This is a genomic window from Streptomyces sp. NPDC043878 (genome assembly GCF_056435735.1).
In genome coordinates, this window is sequence record NZ_JBWKDW010000016.1 from 141656 (window position 1) to 162020 (window position 20365).

Genomic DNA, 20365 nt, shown 5'->3' on the forward strand with positions numbered 1-20365 from the left:
CCGTCCGCCCCTCTGCAGGGACATGAGCCTCACTGGGACTTCGTTCCTCTACACCCTCGTGGCGCTGGCCGTCCTCGCCCTGCTGCTGCCGTTCGTCCTGTGGTCGCGACTGCGAGGGCCCCGGCCCCTGCGCACCGCGGCGCGGGCACTGATGCTGCTCTTCGCCCAGGGCACCGCGGTCGCCCTGGTGTTCGTGCTGGTCAACAACCAGAACAGCCTCTACGACAACTGGGCGGACCTGCTCGGCACGGGCGACCACGTCCAGCGGGCCGTGGACCTGGGCCCCGACGGCACCGGCGGCATCACGCTGACCCGGCTGCCCAGAACGGCCCAGCGGTTCGCCGCGGCCGACGGTCCCGGCATGCACGCCGCCGGCGGAGTGCGTGTCACCCAACTCCGGGGCCGGGTGTCCGGGGTGAACGCCGAGGTCTACGTGTGGCTGCCGCCGCAGTACGGCGAGCCCGCCTACCGCCACCACAGGTTCCCGGTGGTGGAGCTGCTGCCGGGCTACCCCGGGTCGGCGAAGGCGTGGTTCGGGTCGCTGCAGGCGCACGAGCAGTTGCTGCCGTTGATGCGTGACGGGCGCGTCGCGCCGTTCACCCTGGTCGCGCCGCGCACCAACCTGCTGGCCGGCGTGGACACGGGCTGCGCGAACGTCCCGGCCACGGTGAACGCGGACAGCTGGCTCAGCGTCGACGTGCCGCGGATGGTCACGGACAACTTCCGGACCCAGGCGGCGCCGGCGGGCTGGGCGGTGGCCGGGTACTCGGCGGGCGGGCACTGCGCGGCGAAGCTGGCCCTGGCCCACCCCGACCGCTACCGGGCCGCGGTCAGCATGTCCGGCTACAACGACCCGATCGGCGAACGCGCCTCGCTGGCCGCGCAGAGCCCCGCCCTCCGCAGCGCGAACAACCCCTACCTGCTGCTGCGCCGGGCGACCGTACCGCCCCAGGTCGCCCTCTACGTCTCCGGTCAGCCGCATGACGGCTACGAGGCGGGCGTGGCCCTCGAACAGGCCGCGAAGGCACCGACGACGGTGCACGTGGTGTACATCCCGAAGAGCGCGGGCGGCCACACCATGGCGCTGTGGCGGCCGCAGGTGGTCCCGGCCTTCCGCTGGCTGACCGAGGAGATGGGCGAACGCCCCGCCCCGCGCGGGGCTGCTCCTCGCGCGCCTACTCCTCGCGCACCGTCGACCGGCGGTTCCACGCGCGCGGCGCTCGCCAGTGGAAGCGCATCGCGAGCAGCCGCAGCACGAAGGCGGTGACGACGGCGAACCCGCTGGTGAAGGGGGTGAGGGCGTCGTAGCGGATGCACAGGGCGACCAGGGTGGCGCCGACGATCGCAGGGACGGCGTACAGGTCGCGGTCCCAGCGCAGCAGCGAGGGCACCTCGTTGGCGAGGACGTCCCGCAGCACGCCGCCGCCCACCGCGGTGGCCAGGCCCAGGGCGGCCGACGCGGTGAGGCCGAGCCCGTAGTCGTACGCCTTCACCGTCCCGGCGACGCAGAACAGGCCGAGGCCGGCCGCGTCGAACACGTTGACCGCGGCCTGGGTGCGCTCCACCTGCGGGTGCAGGAAGAAGACGAGGAGAGCGGCGAGCAGCGGGGTGGTGAAGTAGCCGAGGTCCGTGAAGGCGGCGGGCGGGACGGCCCCGATGACCAAATCCCGGAACAGCCCTCCGCCCAGCGCGGTGACCTCGGCGAGGACGGCGATGCCGAAGACGTCGAAGTTCTTGCGGACGGCCAGCAGCGCGCCGGAGATGGCGAACACGAAGATGCCGACGAGGTCGAGCGTGTGCTGGACGGAGGGACTGAACAGTTGCTGGAACACCCCTACATTCTTACCCGAAAACGGGTGTGGACCTTACGATGCAAGGTCTAGAGGGCGGGTTTCCCTGTCGTGAACAACCAGGTCTGGAAGAGGTCGTCCAGCTGCCGCCCGGACACCTTCTCCGCGAGCCGGATGAAGTCGCCGGTGTCCGCGTTGCCGTAGCGGTGCAGCTTCGTCCAGGCGGGCAGGAGCCGGAAGAAGGCGGTGTCGCCGATGCGCTCACGCAGCGCCTGGAGGGTCATCGCGCCGCGCTGGTAGACCGCGGAGGCGAACATCGTGTCGCGCTGCGGGTCGCCGACGGTGATCTGCCAGAAGGCGTTGTCGGCGGGGCGGGCGTTGTACCCGGCGAGGAAGGAGTCGTGTGCCGAGCGGGTGCCCTTGTGCTCGGCCCACAGCCACTGGGCGTAGGTCGCGAAGCCCTCGTTGAGCCAGATGTCCTTCCAGTGCGCCACCGAGACGGAGTCGCCGAACCACTGATGGGCCAGCTCGTGCACGATCGTCGTCTCGTTGCGCACCGCCGAGTAGGCCGGCTTCGACTGCACCTCCAGCGAGAACCCGGCCTGCGGCATGTCGTCGACGATCGCACCCGTCTCCTCGAAGGGATAGGGCCCGAAGACCTGCGACCAGTAGTCGGTGGCCTCGGCCGTCACGGCGTACACGTCGACGCTGTTGCTGCCCGCGAGCACCGGGTCGACGGCGACGTAGATGGGGGTTCCGCCGGGCGTGGTGCCGCTCTTCACGTCGAACCGGCCGATGGTGGCCGTCGCCAGGTAGGTCGCCATCGGCTTCGACTCGCGCCAGTGGGTGTAGGTCGAGGAGCCCTTGTCGTACGCCGAGACCAGCCGGCCGTTGGAGACGGCGGTCAGGCCCCTGGGCGCCTTGACCCGTATGTCGTAGGTGGCCTTGTCGGAGGGGTGGTCGCTGGAGGGGAACCAGGTGGAGGCGGCGTTGGGCTCACAGGCCACGAAGACGCCGTCGCCGGTCTTCATCCAGCCGTAGTCGGAGCCGAAGACGATGGGTCCGCTGAGCGGTTCCGGGACGCCGCCGTAGGTCACGGTGACCGTGAAGATCCGGCCCTTGCGGAGCGCGTCGCGCGGGGTGACGCGGATCTCGTCCCCGGCACGGGTGAACTGCGCCCGTCTGCCGTTCACCTCGACCCTGGTGACCGTCAGCTGCTGGAGGTCGAGGTCGAAGGAGGACAGGGCCTGGGTGGCGCGCGCCGTGAGCGTCGTACGGCCGTCCAGCCGGTCGGTGTCCGGGTTGTAGGCCACGTCCAGCGCGTAGTGGCGGGCGTCGAAGCCACCGTTGCCGAGCTGGGGGAAGTAGGGGTCACCGATGCCGTCGGCCCCGGGGGTGGGTGCGGAGGAGGCGGCGATGACGAAGAAAGAGGCCGTCGCGGTCGCGAGGGCCCCTAAGCGTGCCGAACGGGAGAGTTTCACGAGTCGTCCCTTCGAGCGTGTTCGTGTTGATCGGGTGGATCAGACGGACACGGCCGACTCTGCGCTCTCCCGTTCGGGCATGTGCATGACTTTGCCAACTTGTCATGCGCTACTTGTCGGTTGACTCCTGGTCCGTCGCGACCGGGGACTCCTGGTCCGTCGCCGCCGGGGACTTCGGGGCCGCGGCCTCCGGCTCCTTGGAGAGGGGCGTCACGGCGGCCTCGGAAGCCGTCGCCTCGGGGGCGGTCGCCTCGGGGGCGGTCGCCTCCGCAGCCGTCGCCTCGGGGGCGGTCACCTCCGCAGCCGTCGCCTCAGGGGCAGTAGCCTCCGCAGCCGTCGCCTCAGGGGCAGTCGCCTCGGGGGCAGTCGCCTCGGGGGCGGTCGCCTCCGCAGCCGTCGCCTCGGGGGCAGTCGCCTCCGCAGCCGTCGCCTCGGGGGCAGTCGCCTCGGGGGCGGTCGCTTCGGGGACGACCGTCTCGGAGACAGCCGCCTCGGGGGCCGCCTTCTCCTCGGAGGACACCGCACCGACCTCGGCCGCCAGCGCCGCCGACGTCTCCGCCGACTCCTCCAGCACCGCGTCCGGCACCAGCTCCGCGGCCTCCTTGGCCGCGGACAGCAGGACGCTGTCCTGTGGAGCCTGGTCCTCGAAGTTCTCCGGGTGGTGGCAGGCGACGCGCTGACCCGGCTTCAGCTCCAGCAGCGGCGGCTCGGTGGTCTGGCAGACCTGCGTCGCCTTCCAGCACCGGGTGTGGAACCGGCAGCCGCTCGGCGGCGAGATCGGCGAGGGCACGTCACCCTTGAGCAGGATGCGCTCGCTCTTGGCACCCCGGCGCCGCGGGTCGGGCACCGGCACGGCCGACATCAGCGCCTTGGTGTACGGGTGCATCGGCGACTCGTACAGGGCGGTGCGCTCGGCGAGTTCGACGATCTTGCCGAGGTACATCACCGCGATACGGTCCGAGACGTGCCGGACGACCGAGAGGTCGTGCGCGATGATCACGTACGTCAGGCCGAGCTCGGACTGGAGGTCGTCCATCAGGTTGACGACCTGCGCCTGGATGGACACGTCGAGCGCGGAGACGGGCTCGTCCGCCACCACGAGCTTCGGCTTCAGGGCGAGCGCGCGGGCGATGCCGATGCGCTGGCGCTGACCGCCGGAGAACTCGTGCGGGTAGCGGTTGTAGTGCTCGGGGCTCAGGCCCACCAGCTCCAGGAGCCGCTGGACCTCCTTCTTCACACCGCCCTCGGGCTCGACGCCCTGGAGCCGGAACGGCGTCGAGACGATCCCGCCGATGGTGTGCCGCGGGTTCAGCGAACCGTACGGATCCTGGAAGATCATCTGGATGTCCCGCCGCAGCGGACGCATCCCGGCCGCCTTCAGCCGCGTGATGTCCTGGCCCTCGAAGTGGATGCTTCCACCGGTCGGGTCCTGGAGCCGGGTGATGACCCGGCCCATGGTCGACTTTCCGCAGCCCGACTCGCCGACCACGCCCAGGGTCTCGCCCCTGCGCACCTCGAAGTCGATGCCGTCGACCGCCTTGACCGCGCCGACCTGGCGCTGGAGCACACCCTTGCGGATCGGGAAGTGCTTCTGCAGGCCCTCGACCTTGAGCAGTACCTCGCGCTCGTCGGGAGCCGACGCCTGGTGCGGGATCGGGGGCGCCTCGTCCGTCTTCTTCGTGTCACTCACAGCTTCGGCGCAATCTCTTCGGTCCAGATCCGCGTACGGTCCTCCGGCGAGAGGTGGCAGGCGGACCAGTGCCCGCCGACGACCTGCTGGAGTTCCGGGCGCACGGTACGGGTGACATCGCCCTTGGGGATGTCCGCGTACGGGCAGCGGGGGTGGAAGGCGCAGCCCGACGGCACGTTGATGAGGCTCGGCGGCTGGCCCTTGACCGGGATGAGCCGGTCGGAGGTGTCCCGGTCGATGCGGGGCATCGAGCCGAGCAGACCCCAGGTGTAGGGGTGTTCCGGCTTCTCGAAGATCTCGTGCACCGGACCGCGCTCCACGCACCGGCCGCCGTACATCACCAGGACGTCGTCGGCGATCTCGGCGACGACACCCAGGTCGTGGGTGATGAGGACGACCGCGGAGCCGAACTCCTTCTGCAGGTCCCGGATGAGGTCGAGGATCTGCGCCTGGACGGTCACGTCCAGGGCGGTCGTCGGCTCGTCCGCGATGAGCAGTTCGGGGTTGTTGACGAGCGCCATCGCGATCATCGCGCGCTGGCGCATACCGCCGGAGAACTCGTGCGGGTAGCCGTCCACCCGCTTGGCCGGCTCGGGGATGCCGACCCGGTCGAGCATCTCGATCGCCCGGGTACGGGCGACCTTCTTGCTGACGTCGTTGTGGACGCGGTACGCCTCCACGATCTGGTTGCCGATCGTGTAGTACGGGTGCATCGCGGACAGCGGGTCCTGGAAGATCATCGCCATCTCACGGCCGCGGAGCCTGCGCACCTCGTCCGGGTCGGCGTTGACCAGTTCCTTGCCGTCGAGCCAGATCTCCCCGGACATCCGCACGTTCTTGCCGCGGGCGCCGAGCCGGTGCAGGCCCATGATCGCCAGCGAGGTGACGGACTTACCCGAGCCCGACTCGCCCACGATGCTGAGGGTCTTGCCCTTCTCCACCTGGAAGCTGAGTCCGTCGACGGACTTGACGATGCCGTCGTCGGTGGGGAAGTGCACCTTGAGGTCGCGGACCTCGAGGAAGGCGGTGGGTGCGGCCGGGGGCGAGCCGACGGGCTCCCCCACGGCGGCGCCGTTCGCAGACAAAGGGGTCAGTTCGGTCACGAGAGCCTCACCCGCGGGTCGGCGGCGGCGTACAGCAGGTCCACCAGGAGATTTGCGATCACGACGAAGAACGCGGCGAGCAGGGTGACGCCGAGGATCGGGGGCAGGTCGTTGTCCTCGATGGACTTCACCGCGTACTCGCCGATGCCGTGCAGGGAGAACACGGTCTCGGTGATCAGCGCGCCGCCGAGCAGCAGACCGAGGTCCATGCCGAAGACGGTGATGATCGGGGTCAGTGCGGCCCTCAGGCCGTGCCGGGCCACGACCCTGCGTTCCCGCAGGCCCTTGGCGCGGGCCGTGCGGATGAAGTCCTCGTTCATCGTCTCCAGCATGCCCGAGCGGGTGAGCCGCGCGTAGATGGCGGAGTACAGCAGCGCGAGCGAACACCACGCCGGGAACAGCGTGTTGGCCCACTGCGCTGGGTTCTCGGTGAACGGGACGTAGGTGCGGCCGAAGATCGGCCACTGGTAGGTGAAGAGCAGCAGCGCCAGGTTGCCCGTGAAGAACATGGGCAGCGAGACACCGGCGAGCGCGACCCCCATGAAGGACCGGTCGAAGAACGACCGGGGCTTGAGCGCCGAGACGACACCGACCGCCACGCCGGACACCAGCCACAGCACGGCGGCACCGCTGGCCAGCGAGATCGTCACCGGAAGACGGGACGTCAGCTGCGGCCAGACCTCGACGTGGGTCTTGAAGGAGTAGCCGAAGCACGGCGCGCTGCAGTGTGCCGTGGTGGGGCCCAGGTTGTAGGTGGCGCCGGACACGATCCCCTTGATGAAGTGCCAGTACTGGACATAAAGGGGCTGGTCCAGACCGAGGTTCTGCTTGACCGCGGCGATGTCTGCCTTCGACGGGCTCTTGCCGATGTACTGCTGCGCCAGCTGGTCGGCGGACTGGCCGGCGAGCCGTGGCAGCAGGAAGAAAATGGCGAAGGTGACCGCGGAGACGACCAGCAGCAGGATCACCGCTGCGATCGTCCGACGGAGGATGTACGAGATCACGGGGATCGGCGCTGGTGCCCGCGGACCTCACGGCCCGCGGGCACCAATGCCTTCACCTGCCTTCCGGGGCTACTTCTTGGTCGAGCCGATGTTGAGGTAGTCGTACTGACCGCTGAAGGCCGCCGTCGACACCAGGTTGGTGTAGGTGGTGGGGCGGTACAGCAGGACCTTGAAGTAGGTCAGCGGGACGAGCACGGCGTCGTCCATGGTCTTCTTGTCGATCTCGGTGTAGAGGGCGTCACGCGCGGTCTTGTCCTGCGTGCCGATCGCCTTCTCCAGCAGCGAGTTGACGTCCTTGTTGTCGTACTGCGACAGGTTGGTGTTACCCGACGCGCCGATCGCGCTGCCGTTCAGGATCTGCTGCAGGAAGCCGTAGCCCGACGGCCAGTCGGCACCCCACTGCATCATGATCAGGCCGATGTTCTGCTTCTCGGTGAACTTCGGCACACCCGCGTAGTCGGTGAAGTACTTGCCCGACGGGTACTGCTTCAGGCTGGCGTTGATGCCGACCTTCTTCAGCGAGTTGATGATCGCGGTGGCCGCGTCGATCTCCTGCGGGCGGTCGCTGCGCGCGGTGATGTTGGTGCTGATCGTCGACTTGCCGCAGGCCTTGAGCTGGTCCTTGGCCTTGGCCGCGTCGCCCTTGTTGCCGGCGGACGCGTAGACGTCCGACTTCTCGTAGCCCGGGATGTCGGGCGGCAGGACGGTGGAGGCCACGTCACCGCGGATCGGGCCGCCCTCGGCGGTCTGCACCGAGACCTTGTCGATCGCGTACTGCACGGCCTTGCGGCAGGCGACGTTGTCGAACGGCTTCACCTTGGTGTTGATCGCCATGTAGACGAGACGGCCACCGTAGGTGTTGTCCGTGTTGGCCTTCTTCGAGGCGTCGTTGACGACCTTCGCCTGCGTCGCGGCCTGGACACCCGTACCGCCGAGGTCTATCGCGTCACCGGCCTGGACGTCCTGGTCGATGGTCTCCGCGTTGACCTTCAGGTTGACGACGATCTTGTCCGGGTACTGCTTGCGCAGCGGGTCGGTGCTCGCGTCCCAGTTCTTGTTGCGGACGAGGACGGCCTGCTTGCCCTCGTCGTAGCTCTGGAACTGGTACGAACCCGAGGACACGATGTTCTTGACGTAGTCGATGCCCTTGTCCTTCGCCTCGGGCACCGGGGCCGTCTGAGGCGTCGCGACCAGGTAGTCGAACTCCTGGAACGCCGTCTTCAGGTGGAAGACGACCGTGTTGTCGTCCGGCGTCTCGATGGACGACAGACCCTTCTTGTCCTTGTAGGGACCCTTGTACTTGTCGCCGCCCTGGAGGAACTGCTGGAAGTAGTTCGGGCCGAGGGAGAGCACGTCACGCGCGAAGTTGGAGCGCTCGACCGCGTACTTGACGTCCTTGGACGTGATCGCGGTGCCGTCCTGGTACTTCAGGCCGGTACGCAGCTTGTACGTCCAGGTCTTGCCGCCGTCCGACGGCACACCCGCGCTCGCGGCGAGGTCCGGGACCAGCTCGTTGCCCTTCTCGCCCGCGGCGGGCTTGAAGGTCATCAGCGGGCGGGCGTAGAGCCGGCTCAGGTTGTACATGTACGCGTAGTACGTGTTGCCGGGGTCGAAGGAGTCCGGCACGTCCGAGTACTCGTACGTGACCGTGCCCCCCTTCTTGGTCGAGGCGTTGACGACGTCCTTGGTCGCTGCGTTGGCCCCAGCCGACTTGCTTCCGTCGTTGTCATTCGTGTCATCGGCCTTGCTGCAGCCTGCGATGAGCAGGCTCGCTCCGCCGATGGCCGCAACTGCGGCCAGCGCTGACCTTCGCATGATGGTCTGCTTCCCCTCCATTGGTGAAAACTTGATGGACTCTCGCTGTAGCCGCTGGTCAGCGGCTGCGCGGGTCGAGAGCGTCGCGGAGACCGTCGCCGAGCAGGTTGAACGCCAGCACGGTCACGAAGATGGCGAGGCCGGGCACGATCATGTACTGCGGATCGACCTGGTAGAAGTCGACGGCCTGGTTGAGCATGCCGCCCCACGACGCCTGCGGGGGCTGGATGCCGACACCGAGGAAGCTCAGGCTGGCCTCGAAGAGGATGTTGGTCGGGATGAGCAGCGTCGAGTAGACGATGATCGGGCCGACCAGGTTCGGGAGCAGCTCCCGGAACAGGATGTACGGGCCCTTGGCGCCCATGCCGCGGGAGGCGTCCACGAACTCCCGCTCGCGCAGGGCCAGCGTCTGGCCGCGGACGATGCGGCCGAGGTAGGGCCAGTTGAAGAAGCCGATGACGAAGATCAGCACGCTGATGTGCAGCGGCAGGCCCTCCAGGCCGAAGGCGCCGCCCTGCAGCGTGGCCGAGATGGCGATGGCGAACAGCAGCAGCGGGAAGGCGAGGAAGGTGTCCATCAGCCGGCTGATGACGGTGTCGACCCGGCCGCCGTAGTAGCCGGCGACGACGCCGAGGACCGCGCCGATCGTGTTGGACAGGATCGTGGCGCCGAAGGCGACGACCAGGGAGACCCAGGAACCCTCGAGGATGCGGGTGGCGATGTCACGGCCGAACTTCGGCTCCACACCGAGCGGGTGGTCCCAGCTCATGCCACCCCAGGCGCCCTTGGGCAGCGAGGTGTTGGGGTCGATCAGGTCCTGGTGGAAGGCGTTGGGGTCCAGGCCGAACAGGGCCTGGATGGGCCGGGAGAGCACCGCGACCAGGATCAGCAGGACGACGATGACACCGCCGGCGACGGCGATGCGGTCCCTCTTGAAGCGGGACCAGGCGATCTGTCCAAGGGAACGGCCCTCGATCTGCCCCTTCCCGGCGCCGATGAGCACAGCCTCCGGCTGCGCCTCGGCTGCCGCCCCGGTGGTCTCGATCGGTGCGGTCACAGTGACCTGACCCCTCTCGCCGGTGGTGACCGGCCCCATTTACCGCCGCTGTCGGCGGCTCGATCTGCTGGTACTGGTGCGTGGCGGCCGCGGTGGGTACGGCCACCGCCACGCTGATCCCGCGCTGATGTCGCTCAGGGGATCGACGGCCTCGCGCCTGAGAGGCGAGTCTTCAACGGCTTCACGATCACGTGCCAGACCTGATGGAGAAAGTATGCGCAACTGTGATGCTATCTGGGGGATTCCGTTATGCGGACAGTGGGTAACGGGGGTCGGACGTGTGTCAGTTGGGACAACCGGGACAGAAGGGTAGGTTCCACCCACATCTACGCGCGGAGAACTGTGCGTGAGGCCGCGGTCACCGAAATGCGGACGCGGCGGCCGTCCGATTCCGGATCAGTATCCGCCCTGGGCCGGCGGATACCCGTAGCCGGCCGCCGGGGCCGGCGCCTGGGACGGCGCGGCGTGCGCCTCCCGGTCGTAGAACGGCCGGGCGCTCGCCCGCATCCACATCGCGACCGGGTCGTACTCGTCGGACATCGCCACCGTCGACACCGGCAGCCCGTCCGGGACGGCGCCGATGGACTGCTGCATCATCGCCCGCACCGAGTCCACCGCGGGCGGACTGGTGTCGTACACGTCCAGGCCGATGGCCAGATACGGCGCCCCCAGCGCGGGCTGCACCCAGGCGCGCCGCAACGCGCGGACGGCCGGGGTGCGGTGGGCGTTCTGTACGAGCAGGGCGTAGAACTGCGGGATCTCGATGCCCGGTTCGGACAGCCGGAGCGGCCCGGCGGGCTGGCGCTCCAGGCCGGTCGTGATCCGCCGCAGGTCCAGCCAGGGGATGCCGAGTCCGCCGCCGGGGGCGTGCGGGTTCAGCCAGAGGCCGTAGTGGTCGGGATAGAGGGTGCGGGCCACGTCCAGGGCGTCGACCACTTCGTACGACCGGTTCCAGCCGCTGGCCGAGAGCTCCTGGGCGGAGGTGACACAGGGGGCGTAGCCGTGGCCGTCGACCTCCATGTTCCCGTACTGGGCGTCGGGCGACCCGGCCTGGCCGTGCCACAGGAGCATCCAGACCTGGCCGGAGGAAGGGGTCGCGAGGGCGCGGAGCAGCGCCTCGTAGGCGTCGTAACGCCCGGGCGTCACTTGGCGCAGCATGTGCTCGACCTGCCCGGCCGCGGCGGTGCCGCTCGCGCTCACCTGTTACCGCCCCTTCGGAAGACTCCGGATATGAAACCAGCTTAGGCGGCCCGGCCGACAGCGACCGCCCAGGAGCGCACGGCTCATCGCCCTCCCGCGGCCGCGGCCCCCGGCGGCAGCGGCACCTAGGGACCGTACTGCCAGAAGGGGCGGACCTGTCCGCGCAACCACTCGGCGACCGGGTCCTGGGTCAGGTCCATCAGCACCAGGTTGACCGGCCAGGGAACCGGGACGCGGGCCAGGGCGCGGCCCAGCGCCTCCGTCGGCAGGGCCCTCAAGTCGCCCTCCCACTGGGAGAGTTCGACGCCGACGAACATCACCGGGTCGGCCGTCTCGATGGCGGCGAGGCAGCGGCGGGCGGTGCGCACGACGCCCGTCGAGGCGAACTCGGCCGACGCGGCGGCCAGGAAGTCCACCGGGTCGTCCTGCCAGTCGGGTTCGAAGAGCCGGACCCGGCCGCCGGTCGCCGGGCCGTCCAGCGGGGTCCGTCCAGCGCGGCACAGTTCGGCCACGGCGGGCGGCGGCAGCGGCACGCCGACCATGCCGTCCGGATTGACCGCGATGCCCACCTGCGGTGGCAGACCGCGCGCGAACTCCACGGCGGGCGCGATCGTGTACGCCAGGTGCGAGCCGGTGACCTGCCGGAACTGCTCCTCGGAGCTGAAGACCGGCACGTAGGTCTGGCCCTCGATCTCCAGCGTGGGCAGGTCGAGCGGGCCGCTGCGGGGACCACCGCCGGCGGGCAGCGGCACCCAGACGAAGCTGCGGCCGAGCACCTCGATGATCCGCCCCCCGGCCGCGGGCATGCCGAGGGCGGCGGAGAGCACCTCCTCCAGCTCGTTGCCGGGCCATCCGCCGTGCGGATGGGGGTGTGCCTGCGCCGGGAAGTTCGCGGGAAAGTCCGCCGGGAAGTCCATCTGTGTCTGACCGCCTGCCGAGAACCACTGGTTGGCTGGAAAGGCTATCGGGTGGCGCCCCGCGCCGGGTCAGCCGGTGAAACCGATCCGGCCGAGCACGTCCACCGCGTCGCGGTCCAGCAGGACCGCCGAACCGCAGCCGTCGGGCAGGTCGCCCCGCTCCGCCGAGCGCAGCAGCCGGCCGGCCGCCGTGCGGTGGCGCAGGAAGGCGTAGCGGGAGACGCCCCGGCCGCGCTCGCGCTGGCCGGCCCGCGCGGTCTCGGGCGGGACGTCGAGCACCAGCAGATGGAGGGTGCCGCCCCGGCGGCGGGCCGCGCGGGCCAGCCAGCCGCGCACCCACGCCTGCGTGCCGCAGTCGTGCACGACGACGCCCTCGCCGGTGCGCAGGGCGCGGCGCAGCCCGGCGTAGTGGGCCAGCCGTACGAGCGGCCGGTAGAGGGCGTACGGCAGCAGGCGCGGCGTCCGGGAGTCCCAGCGGTCGCGGGTGTCCTGGGAGTCGACGCGCAGGCCGCGCACGGTACGCCGCATGAGCGTGGACTTGCCGCTGCCGGGCAGCCCGGTGATCACGACGAGGTCGCGGGGTCCGAAGAGGAGGGCGTGCGGGCTGTGGCCGCCGCGCTCGCGCAGGTCGCGCAGGACGGGTGCCGGGCGTGCCCCGCACGCCCCGCGGGCCGGGGCCGAAGGCTGCTCGGGCAGCGCGACGGCCGAGGTCGCGGCGTACGCAGTGGTCCTCTTCACCGTGATCGTCCTCCCCTGGGGTGGGCACGAGTACCCTCCCCGCCAAGTGTAAAGAGAAGGCAATGCGCGGTGTCTCGCGTTTTCGTGCGCTTCCTGCCACAAGCCGGTCACAGAGGTGGTCTGCCAGGTTCGGGTGAGCCGTGCAATGATGGCCGCGCCAACTGCATACCGGCCGCTTGAATCCGCGCGGGAGAGTCCTCGGCAGCACGTCGCCGGGGCGCCGAAGGAGCAAGTCCCTCCCTTGAATCTCTCAGGCCCCGTTACCGCGCGGGCGAGGCACATCTGAAAAGCGGGCCGCTGCGACAGTGGCTCCACCCAAGGTGCAAACCATGACGACCGTTTCGCGGGTCATGGCGAACCTCTCAGGTTCCGATGACAGATGGGGAGGAACGACCTCGCCGTCATGCCCTGGGAGACGACCGACCGATGAGCAGTACCGCACCCCGTCATACCGCGCTCGACGCCCTGCACCGTTCGCTGGGCGCGACGATGACCGACTTCGCCGGCTGGGACATGCCGCTGCGCTACGGCTCCGAGCGCGACGAACACAACGCCGTACGCACCCGGGCCGGTCTCTTCGACCTCTCGCACATGGGTGAGATCACCGTCACCGGCCCGGAGGCCGTGGCCCTGCTGGACTTCGCCCTGGTCGGCAACATGGGCACGATCGGCGTGGGCCGCGCCCGCTACACCATGATCTGCCGGCCGGACGGCGGCATCCTCGACGACCTGATCGTGTACCGGCTCCAGGAGCGGGAGTACATGGTCGTCGCCAACGCCTCCAACGCCCAGGTGGTCCTGGACGCCCTGGTGGAGCGGGCCGCGGGCTTCGACGCCGAGGTACGCGACGACCGCGACGGCTACGCGCTGCTCGCCGTGCAGGGCCCCGAGTCCCCCGGCATCCTGAAGTCGCTCACCGACGCCGACCTGGACGGCCTGAAGTACTACGCGGGCCTGCCCGGCACCGTCGCCGGCGTCCCCGCGCTGATCGCGCGCACCGGATACACCGGTGAGGACGGCTTCGAGCTGTTCGTGAAGCCGGAGCACGCCGTCGAGCTGTGGCAGGCGCTGACCAGGGCCGGCGAGGGCGCCGGCCTGGTCCCCTGCGGCCTGTCCTGCCGGGACACGCTGCGCCTGGAGGCGGGCATGCCGCTGTACGGGCACGAGCTGTCGACCTCGCTCACCCCCTTCGACGCCGGGCTCGGCCGGGTGGTGAAGTTCGAGAAGGAGGGCGACTTCGTGGGGCGCGAGGCGCTGAGCGAGGCCGCCGAGCGTTCGGCCGGAACCCCGCCGCGCGTCCTGGTCGGCCTGGTCGCCGAGGGCCGCCGCGTCCCGCGCGCCGGGTACCCCGTGGTCGCCGGCGGCGAGGTGATCGGCGAGGTCACCTCCGGCGCCCCCTCCCCCACGCTCGGCCGGCCGATCGCGATGGCGTACGTCGACGCGGCGCACGCGCGGCCGGGTTCACCCGGGGTCGGCGTGGACATCCGGGGCACCCACGAGCCCTACGAGGTCGTGGCTCTGCCGTTCTACAAGCGGCGGAAGTGACACTGTCGTCCCACCGGCCGGCGGACGTGACACCGTCGGCCTCGGCACGGCCGTCACCGTCCCGGCCGTGACCGTCGCGGCCGCCATCCGCACGGCCGCAGCCGTCCGCACGTGATGTCGGGCACATCGTGCCTGCTCACGCGTGTTCACCCCCCTTCCCATTCACCAGCACTCCCCCGCGTACAGGAGAATTCAGGCCATGAGCAACCCCCAGCAGCTGCGCTACAGCAAAGAGCACGAGTGGCTGTCGGCCGCCGCGGACGGCGTCGCGACGGTCGGCATCACCGAGCACGCGGCCAACGCGCTCGGCGACGTGGTCTTCGTCCAGCTCCCGGACGCCGGTGCCACCGTGACCGCGGGCGAGACCATCGGCGAGCTGGAGTCGACCAAGTCGGTCAGCGACCTGTACTCCCCGGTGTCCGGCGAGGTCACCGAGGTCAACGAGGACGTCGTCAACGACCCGTCGCTGGTGAACTCCGCTCCCTTCGAGGGCGGGTGGCTGTTCAAGGTACGCGTGACGGACGAGCCGGCCGACCTGCTCTCCGCCGACGAGTACACCGCCTTTTCCGCCGGCTGAGGAGTCGTAGCCCCATGTCCGATCACACGTCGCACCTGAACACGCCGCTGCACGAGCTCGACCCGGAGATCGCCGCCGCGGTCGACGCCGAACTGCGGCGCCAGCAGTCCACGCTCGAGATGATCGCCTCGGAGAACTTCGCCCCGGTGGCGGTCATGGAGGCGCAGGGCTCGGTCCTCACCAACAAGTACGCCGAGGGCTACCCGGGCCGCCGCTACTACGGCGGCTGCGAGCACGTCGACGTCGCCGAGCAGATCGCGATCGACCGGGTCAAGGAGCTGTTCGGCGCCGAGTACGCCAACGTGCAGCCGCACTCGGGTGCCTCCGCCAACCAGGCCGCCCTGTTCGCGCTGGCCCAGCCCGGCGACACCATCCTCGGCCTGGACCTGGCGCACGGCGGCCACCTGACCCACGGGATGCGGCTGAACTTCTCCGGCAAGCAGTTCAACGTGGTCGCCTACCACGTGGAGGACTCCGGCCTGGTCGACATGGCCGAGGTCGAGCAGCTCGCCAAGGAGCACCGCCCGAAGGTGATCATCGCCGGCTGGTCGGCGTATCCGCGGCAGCTGGACTTCGCGGAGTTCCGCCGGATCGCGGACGAGGTCGGCGCCTATCTGTGGGTCGACATGGCGCACTTCGCGGGCCTGGTCGCGGCCGGACTCCACCCGAACCCGGTGGAGTACGCGGACGTCGTCACCTCCACCACCCACAAGACGCTGGGCGGCCCGCGCGGCGGCATCATCCTGGCGAAGCAGGACTTCGCCAAGAAGCTCAACTCGTCGGTCTTCCCCGGCTTCCAGGGCGGTCCCCTGGAGCACGTGATCGCGGCGAAGGCGGTGTCCTTCAAGGTCGCGGCGAGCGAGGAGTTCAAGGAGCGCCAGCGGCGTACGGTGGAGGGCGCGCGGCTGCTGGCCGAGCGCCTGACGGCTCCGGACGCCCGCGAGGCCGGCGTGAACGTGCTGTCCGGCGGCACCGACGTGCACCTGATCCTGGTCGACCTGCGCGAGTCCGAGCTGGACGGCCGGCAGGCCGAGGACCGCCTCCACGAGGTGGGCATCACCGTCAACCGCAACGCCGTCCCGAACGACCCGCGGCCGCCGATGGTGACCTCCGGTCTGCGCATCGGCACGCCGGCCCTCGCCACCCGCGGCTTCACGGCCGAGGACTTCGCGGAGGTCGCGGACATCATCGCGGAGACCCTCAAGGCGCCCGCCTCCTTCGGGGAGGCCGACGTGGCAGCCCTGAAGACCCGGGTGACGGCCCTGGCCGAGAAGCACCCGCTGTATCCCACGCTGGGCAGCCAGTCCCGTTAGTCGGGCAGCCAGTCCCGTTTGTTCGGGGCACCGCGCACACTGGAAGCACATGCTGCTGCGGCGCGCGCGGTGCCCCGCCCCATGTTCCACCCCCGTTTTGAGGAGTCACCGTGGCCATCTCGGTCTTCGACCTGTTCTCGATCGGCATCGGCCCGTCCAGCTCCCACACGGTCGGCCCGATGCGGGCGGCGCGCTTGTTCGCCCTCCGACTGCGCAACGAGGACCTGCTGGGCTCCGTCGCCTCGGCCCGCGCCGAGCTGTACGGCTCCCTCGGCGCGACCGGCCACGGCCACGGCACCCCCAAGGCGGTGCTGCTCGGCCTGGAGGGCGCCTCCCCGCGGACGGTGGACGTGGAGGGCGCGGACGAACGGGTCGAGCGGATCAGGCAGGACGGCCGCCTCCGCCTCCTGGACGAGCACGAGATCCCCTTCTCCTTCGACGACGACCTCGTCCTGCACCGCCGTAAGACCCTGCCCTACCACGCGAACGGCATGACCCTGTGGGCGTACGACGCCTCGGGGGCGGAGCTGCTGTCCAAGACGTACTACTCGGTGGGCGGCGGCTTCGTCGTCGACGAGGACGCGGTCGGCGCCGACCGCATCAAGCTGGACGACACCGTCCTCAAGTACCCCTTCCGCACGGGCGACGAGCTGCTGCGCCTGACGCAGGAGACGGGTCTGTCGATCTCCGCGCTGATGCTGGAGAACGAGCGGGCCTGGCGCACGGAGGACGAGATCCGCACCGGTCTCCTGGAGATCTGGCGGGTCATGCAGGCGTGTGTGGCGCGCGGCATGTCCCGCGAGGGCATCCTGCCGGGCGGGCTGCGGGTGCGCCGCCGGGCCGCGATGTCGGCGCGCCAGCTCCGCGCGGAGGGCGACCCGCTCGCGCACGCCATGGAGTGGATCACGCTCTACGCGATGGCGGTCAACGAGGAGAACGCGGCCGGCGGCCGGGTGGTGACCGCCCCGACCAACGGCGCGGCCGGCATCATCCCGGCGGTCCTGCACTACTACATCAACTTCGTGCCCGGCGCCGACGAGGACGGCGTGGTCCGCTTCCTGCTCGCGGCCGGCGCGATCGGCATGCTGTTCAAGGAGAACGCCTCCATCTCGGGCGCCGAGGTCGGCTGCCAGGGCGAGGTCGGCTCGGCCTGCTCGATGGCGGCCGGCGCCTTCGCCGAGGTCCTCGGCGGCAGCCCCGAACAGGTCGAGAACGCGGCCGAGATCGGCATGGAGCACAACCTCGGCCTGACCTGCGACCCCGTCGGCGGTCTGGTCCAGATCCCGTGCATCGAGCGCAACGGCATGGCCGCGGTGAAGGCGGTCACGGCGGCCCGCATGGCGATGCGCGGCGACGGCTCGCACCTGGTGTCCCTGGACAAGGTCATCAAGACGATGAAGGAGACCGGCGCGGACATGAGCGTCAAGTACAAGGAGACGGCCCGGGGCGGGCTGGCTGTGAACATCATCGAGTGCTGAGCGGATGGGCTGCCGTAGCGGCTCATGTCGCCGGCGGTGGCCGCAAGGAACTCGGCGCCGGCAGCGGGCCGACGCCAGGTATGCCACGCAACGGTGATGAGTCTTGCCGATGTCCGTACCCGCCCAGATCCGGGCCACCAGTTCCTCCGGTCGTTCTATGTGCTGTTCTCCCGGACGACCTCGCCGGCGTGGTCCTGCTCAGCGATCCGCTCGAAGGCGTTCGCAGCTCCTGATCAGCGGCCGAGTCGTCGTGAGACGCCGGGTGGCCAGGTGAGTGGAACCATCGAGGGCAGCCGCAGAGAAGCCCTACCCGGTGCCTCTGGGTCTCCGGACCTTACGACGGCCGGTCCAACCCGCGACCAAGGTAGGACCGCACAGCCTCAAAACGAGATCACCGAGTGGCCGTCGATACACCACTTCAGCGGACGTGACCTGGCGATCGCCCGCGCCGACCGCCTGTCGCCGGCCGGTCACGAGGTGGGCCAGGGGAGTCACGACCCCGTGCCGTTCCACCTCGTCGGGTCGTCGGCCGCCCAGTCGTGGTGCTTCACCGTGCCGGATGACGGATGGCCCGCCACAGCGCTGACGGGGGAACCGCCGATGACGACGGCCAGGATGAACGGCAGCGCCAGGACGGCGACCAGGAGAGACCGACGCAGCGGAGCGCCGGATTTGTATCGCTTCACTTCATGTATCCGTTCTGGTGAGTTCTGCGCCGCGTGCCACGGGGCCCGCCGCGATTGGCCATGCTGGCAGACCGTGATCAACAGGTGATCAATGTGCAGGTCGGGCGGTGAATCGGTGGTTGCTGTGCCCAATTCCGCGACGACCGCCTCCGCGACGAGAGCGCCTTCCCGCGGGCCGTGAACGACGTCATGGAGCGACGCTCCGGTCCGTCGTCAAGCCACCCATGATCTCCGCGTCGTCGGCCAGGATCGCCTGGTGCAGCGCATGCAACTGCCGTCCGGGGAAGATTCCCAGGTCGTCGGCCAGCAGTTGGTACGCCTCGCGATAGGTGGCCAGCGCGGCGTGGCGTTGGCCGGACCGCCACAGGGCCATCATGAGATCCGCGCGCAGTCGTTCCTGGTGCGGGTAATCAGCGACCGTGGCGAGGAGTTCGGGGATTATCTCGAAGTGCTGGCCGTCCGCTAGCTGCGCCTGGAAGTACTTCATCAGCAGTCCGAGCCGGAACTGTTCCAGCCTGGCGGCCTCGGCCTGCATGACCAGAGTGTGGGTGAGGCCACTCAGAGGCTTGCCCCGCCACAACCGGATCGCCTCACGCAGCAGCCTGCCGGCCTCCTTGGGCGCACCGTTGTGGAGGCTTTCCTGGCCGAGCTGCCACAGTTGCTGGCACCGATCCAGGTCGACCTGATCGGACTCGGCTGTGAGCTGGTACCCATCGCTGGTCGTGATCAGACGGACGCCGGTCGCGTAGGCGAACTGCCGGCGCAGACGGCTCACGTACAGTTGAATGTTCTTCTTGGCGCTCGAGGGTGGCGCCTCCCCCCAGACGGCCTCGATGAGGTTGTCGACCGAGACATGCCGGTTGGCGTGGAGACACAGGTAGGCGAAGAGGATCTGCGGTTTCGCCCCTCCCGGGGACACGGTGGCACCGGACACGAGGATCTCGAGCGGCCCTAAGAGATTCAGCTGAGTGGGGCCGGTATCGACCCCCGCGTCCGGGTCGGCGTCCGAACGGGACGTTCCGCCGCCCTGCCACGCTCTGCGCATGAGCTCCACTCCTACCCCTTACGAGAAACAAGGACCATCCGGGGAAATAGCGACGCGTCCTGATGACGGGCCGCGAGTCAGACGAGGGGCAGGGCATAGACTCATCCGGATTCCTATTTTATGAACTCATCGGCGACCCGGGGCGGCCACGAATTGGTTTGCAGCATTCCCGTCGAGTAGGCCAGCGCGATCAGCGCCACCCGATTCGGCATGCCGAACTGCCGGAGCATGCGCGAGATGTGGTAATCGATGGTCTTGGGGCTGACGAATAAGCGTGAGGCCAGGAATTCTGATGTCAGTCCTGCCGCGGTTCCTTCGAGGATTTTCGCCGCCATCTCACCGATGACCAGACTCTCGCTGACAGTCTTCGGCCCGGCGGGGTCCGTGGGGTGGAAGAGCTGTATGGCCACGGCCCTGTTCGGCGAACTTCCCCACAGGGCTGTCGCCGTGAGCACGGCACTGAGTGGTGTGGCAGACCGTCGCCGCAGTGCTATGCGGTGACTGAACTGGTCCCGGTCTCCGACGAGCAGCTGGTTCAGGCCGCGGTCGAGAGCCTCGCGGAGGTCCGATTCTATGAGGTAGCGGAACGGCCTTCCGTACAGTTCCTCGCCCGACCCGCCGAACTGCCGGAAGAATTCCGGACTCCCGTACTGCATCTGGTGCTTGCGGTCGAGAAAAACCAAGACCTCTCTGTCCGTTGTCAGCGCAGAATGACCCATTCGTGCTCCTGTGGCTTTCGACTGCACCCTGCCGGCCCGATTGACGGCGACTCGCAGGGGAGACCTGTCGTAGACGCCGCTCGGCATGGAGCGCTGCACGCGCCCGACCTGTTCGGTTACGGCCATAGTGGCTCACGGCGATCAGCGCACGATCAGTACGGAATCGATGAGCGCGGGAGCTGCCCGCACCCGGAACCCCGCGGTCCC

The 20365-nt window shown here is 69.5% G+C and carries 18 protein-coding genes and 2 riboswitches; of the genes, 5 read left to right on the forward strand and 13 right to left on the reverse strand.

What is annotated here, in order from left to right:
• The first annotated feature begins 22 nt into the window (after positions 1–22).
• Entirely contained in the window at positions 23–1267 is a 1245-nt protein-coding gene (locus AC07AZ_RS22880) for an alpha/beta hydrolase (RefSeq protein WP_478850545.1), read from the forward strand.
• Here the strand turns inward: AC07AZ_RS22880 and AC07AZ_RS22885 are convergent.
• The 10 genes from AC07AZ_RS22885 to AC07AZ_RS22930 all read right to left on the reverse strand — a co-directional run bounded on the left by AC07AZ_RS22885 (position 1176) and on the right by AC07AZ_RS22930 (position 12801).
• Complete coding sequence (locus AC07AZ_RS22885; RefSeq protein ID WP_478850547.1) at positions 1176–1832, reverse strand: trimeric intracellular cation channel family protein; 657 nt, start codon at positions 1830–1832, stop codon at positions 1176–1178. The genes AC07AZ_RS22880 and AC07AZ_RS22885 overlap by 92 nt on opposite strands.
• A 47-nt stretch (positions 1833–1879) precedes the next feature.
• Entirely contained in the window at positions 1880–3271 is a 1392-nt protein-coding gene (locus AC07AZ_RS22890; protein WP_478850549.1) for a M1 family metallopeptidase, read from the reverse strand.
• Between the two features lie 109 nt (positions 3272–3380).
• The gene (locus AC07AZ_RS22895; RefSeq protein ID WP_478850551.1) at positions 3381–4961 is read right to left on the reverse strand and encodes an ABC transporter ATP-binding protein; all 1581 of its coding nucleotides are present in this window, start codon (positions 4959–4961) and stop codon (positions 3381–3383) included.
• Positions 4958–6055, reverse strand: a complete 1098-nt coding sequence (locus tag AC07AZ_RS22900) for an ABC transporter ATP-binding protein (protein WP_478850665.1) — start codon at positions 6053–6055, stop codon at positions 4958–4960. The genes AC07AZ_RS22895 and AC07AZ_RS22900 overlap by 4 nt, the downstream gene beginning before the upstream one ends.
• A gap of 5 nt (positions 6056–6060) precedes the next feature.
• Entirely contained in the window at positions 6061–7068 is a 1008-nt protein-coding gene (locus tag AC07AZ_RS22905; RefSeq protein WP_356048219.1) for an ABC transporter permease, read from the reverse strand.
• 69 nt (positions 7069–7137) lie between these two features.
• On the reverse strand, positions 7138–8883 hold the full coding sequence (locus AC07AZ_RS22910; protein ID WP_478850553.1) for an ABC transporter substrate-binding protein: 1746 nt from the start codon (positions 8881–8883) through the stop codon (positions 7138–7140).
• A gap of 58 nt (positions 8884–8941) precedes the next feature.
• Positions 8942–9940 (reverse strand): ABC transporter permease, encoded by a 999-nt coding sequence (locus AC07AZ_RS22915; RefSeq protein ID WP_356048215.1) that lies wholly within the window; start codon positions 9938–9940, stop codon positions 8942–8944.
• A gap of 396 nt (positions 9941–10336) precedes the next feature.
• A complete protein-coding gene (locus AC07AZ_RS22920) occupies positions 10337–11140 on the reverse strand; it encodes an enhanced serine sensitivity protein SseB C-terminal domain-containing protein (protein WP_478850556.1) in 804 nt (267 codons plus the stop codon).
• A 125-nt stretch (positions 11141–11265) separates the two neighbouring features.
• Positions 11266–12057, reverse strand: coding sequence for an enhanced serine sensitivity protein SseB (locus AC07AZ_RS22925; protein WP_478850558.1), 792 nt, complete (start codon positions 12055–12057; stop codon positions 11266–11268).
• Between the two features lie 69 nt (positions 12058–12126).
• Positions 12127–12801 (reverse strand): AAA family ATPase, encoded by a 675-nt coding sequence (locus tag AC07AZ_RS22930; protein WP_478850667.1) that lies wholly within the window; start codon positions 12799–12801, stop codon positions 12127–12129.
• Between the two features lie 171 nt (positions 12802–12972).
• Positions 12973–13071, forward strand: a riboswitch (glycine riboswitch).
• Positions 13072–13184: riboswitch (glycine riboswitch) on the forward strand.
• A gap of 37 nt (positions 13185–13221) precedes the next feature.
• On the opposite strand from AC07AZ_RS22930, the gene gcvT reads away from it, so the two are divergent.
• The 4 genes from gcvT to AC07AZ_RS22950 all read left to right on the forward strand — a co-directional run bounded on the left by gcvT (position 13222) and on the right by AC07AZ_RS22950 (position 17708).
• On the forward strand, positions 13222–14340 hold the full coding sequence (gene gcvT, locus AC07AZ_RS22935; protein WP_478850560.1) for a glycine cleavage system aminomethyltransferase GcvT: 1119 nt from the start codon (positions 13222–13224) through the stop codon (positions 14338–14340).
• Positions 14341–14539: 199 nt separating this feature from the next.
• A complete protein-coding gene (gene gcvH / locus AC07AZ_RS22940; RefSeq protein WP_356048207.1) occupies positions 14540–14917 on the forward strand; it encodes a glycine cleavage system protein GcvH in 378 nt (125 codons plus the stop codon).
• 14 nt (positions 14918–14931) lie between these two features.
• Entirely contained in the window at positions 14932–16230 is a 1299-nt protein-coding gene (gene glyA, locus AC07AZ_RS22945) for a serine hydroxymethyltransferase (protein ID WP_478850562.1), read from the forward strand.
• A 110-nt stretch (positions 16231–16340) separates the two neighbouring features.
• A complete protein-coding gene (locus AC07AZ_RS22950) occupies positions 16341–17708 on the forward strand; it encodes an L-serine ammonia-lyase (RefSeq protein WP_478850564.1) in 1368 nt (455 codons plus the stop codon).
• A gap of 491 nt (positions 17709–18199) precedes the next feature.
• On the opposite strand, the gene AC07AZ_RS22955 is transcribed toward AC07AZ_RS22950, so the two are convergent.
• From AC07AZ_RS22955 to AC07AZ_RS22965, 3 genes are all read right to left on the reverse strand, one after another.
• Positions 18200–18394, reverse strand: coding sequence for a hypothetical protein (locus tag AC07AZ_RS22955; RefSeq protein ID WP_478850566.1), 195 nt, complete (start codon positions 18392–18394; stop codon positions 18200–18202).
• Positions 18395–18581: 187 nt separating this feature from the next.
• A complete protein-coding gene (locus AC07AZ_RS22960) occupies positions 18582–19313 on the reverse strand; it encodes an AfsR/SARP family transcriptional regulator (RefSeq protein ID WP_478850568.1) in 732 nt (243 codons plus the stop codon).
• A gap of 239 nt (positions 19314–19552) precedes the next feature.
• Positions 19553–20284 (reverse strand): LuxR C-terminal-related transcriptional regulator, encoded by a 732-nt coding sequence (locus AC07AZ_RS22965; RefSeq protein WP_478850570.1) that lies wholly within the window; start codon positions 20282–20284, stop codon positions 19553–19555.
• Positions 20285–20365 lie beyond the last annotated feature (81 nt).

Excerpts from the sequence above, each read along its gene's own strand:
- AC07AZ_RS22880 (WP_478850545.1), top strand. The coding sequence starts at position 23 with ATGAGCCTCACTGGGACTTCGTTCCTCTACACCCTCGTGGCGCTGGCC.
- AC07AZ_RS22910 (WP_478850553.1), bottom strand. The coding sequence starts at position 8,883 with ATGCGAAGGTCAGCGCTGGCCGCAGTTGCGGCCATCGGCGGAGCGAGC.
- AC07AZ_RS22925 (WP_478850558.1), bottom strand. The coding sequence starts at position 12,057 with ATGGACTTCCCGGCGGACTTTCCCGCGAACTTCCCGGCGCAGGCACAC.
- gcvT (WP_478850560.1), top strand. The coding sequence starts at position 13,222 with ATGAGCAGTACCGCACCCCGTCATACCGCGCTCGACGCCCTGCACCGT.
- gcvH (WP_356048207.1), top strand. The coding sequence starts at position 14,540 with ATGAGCAACCCCCAGCAGCTGCGCTACAGCAAAGAGCACGAGTGGCTG.
- glyA (WP_478850562.1), top strand. The coding sequence starts at position 14,932 with ATGTCCGATCACACGTCGCACCTGAACACGCCGCTGCACGAGCTCGAC.
- AC07AZ_RS22965 (WP_478850570.1), bottom strand. The coding sequence starts at position 20,284 with ATGGCCGTAACCGAACAGGTCGGGCGCGTGCAGCGCTCCATGCCGAGC.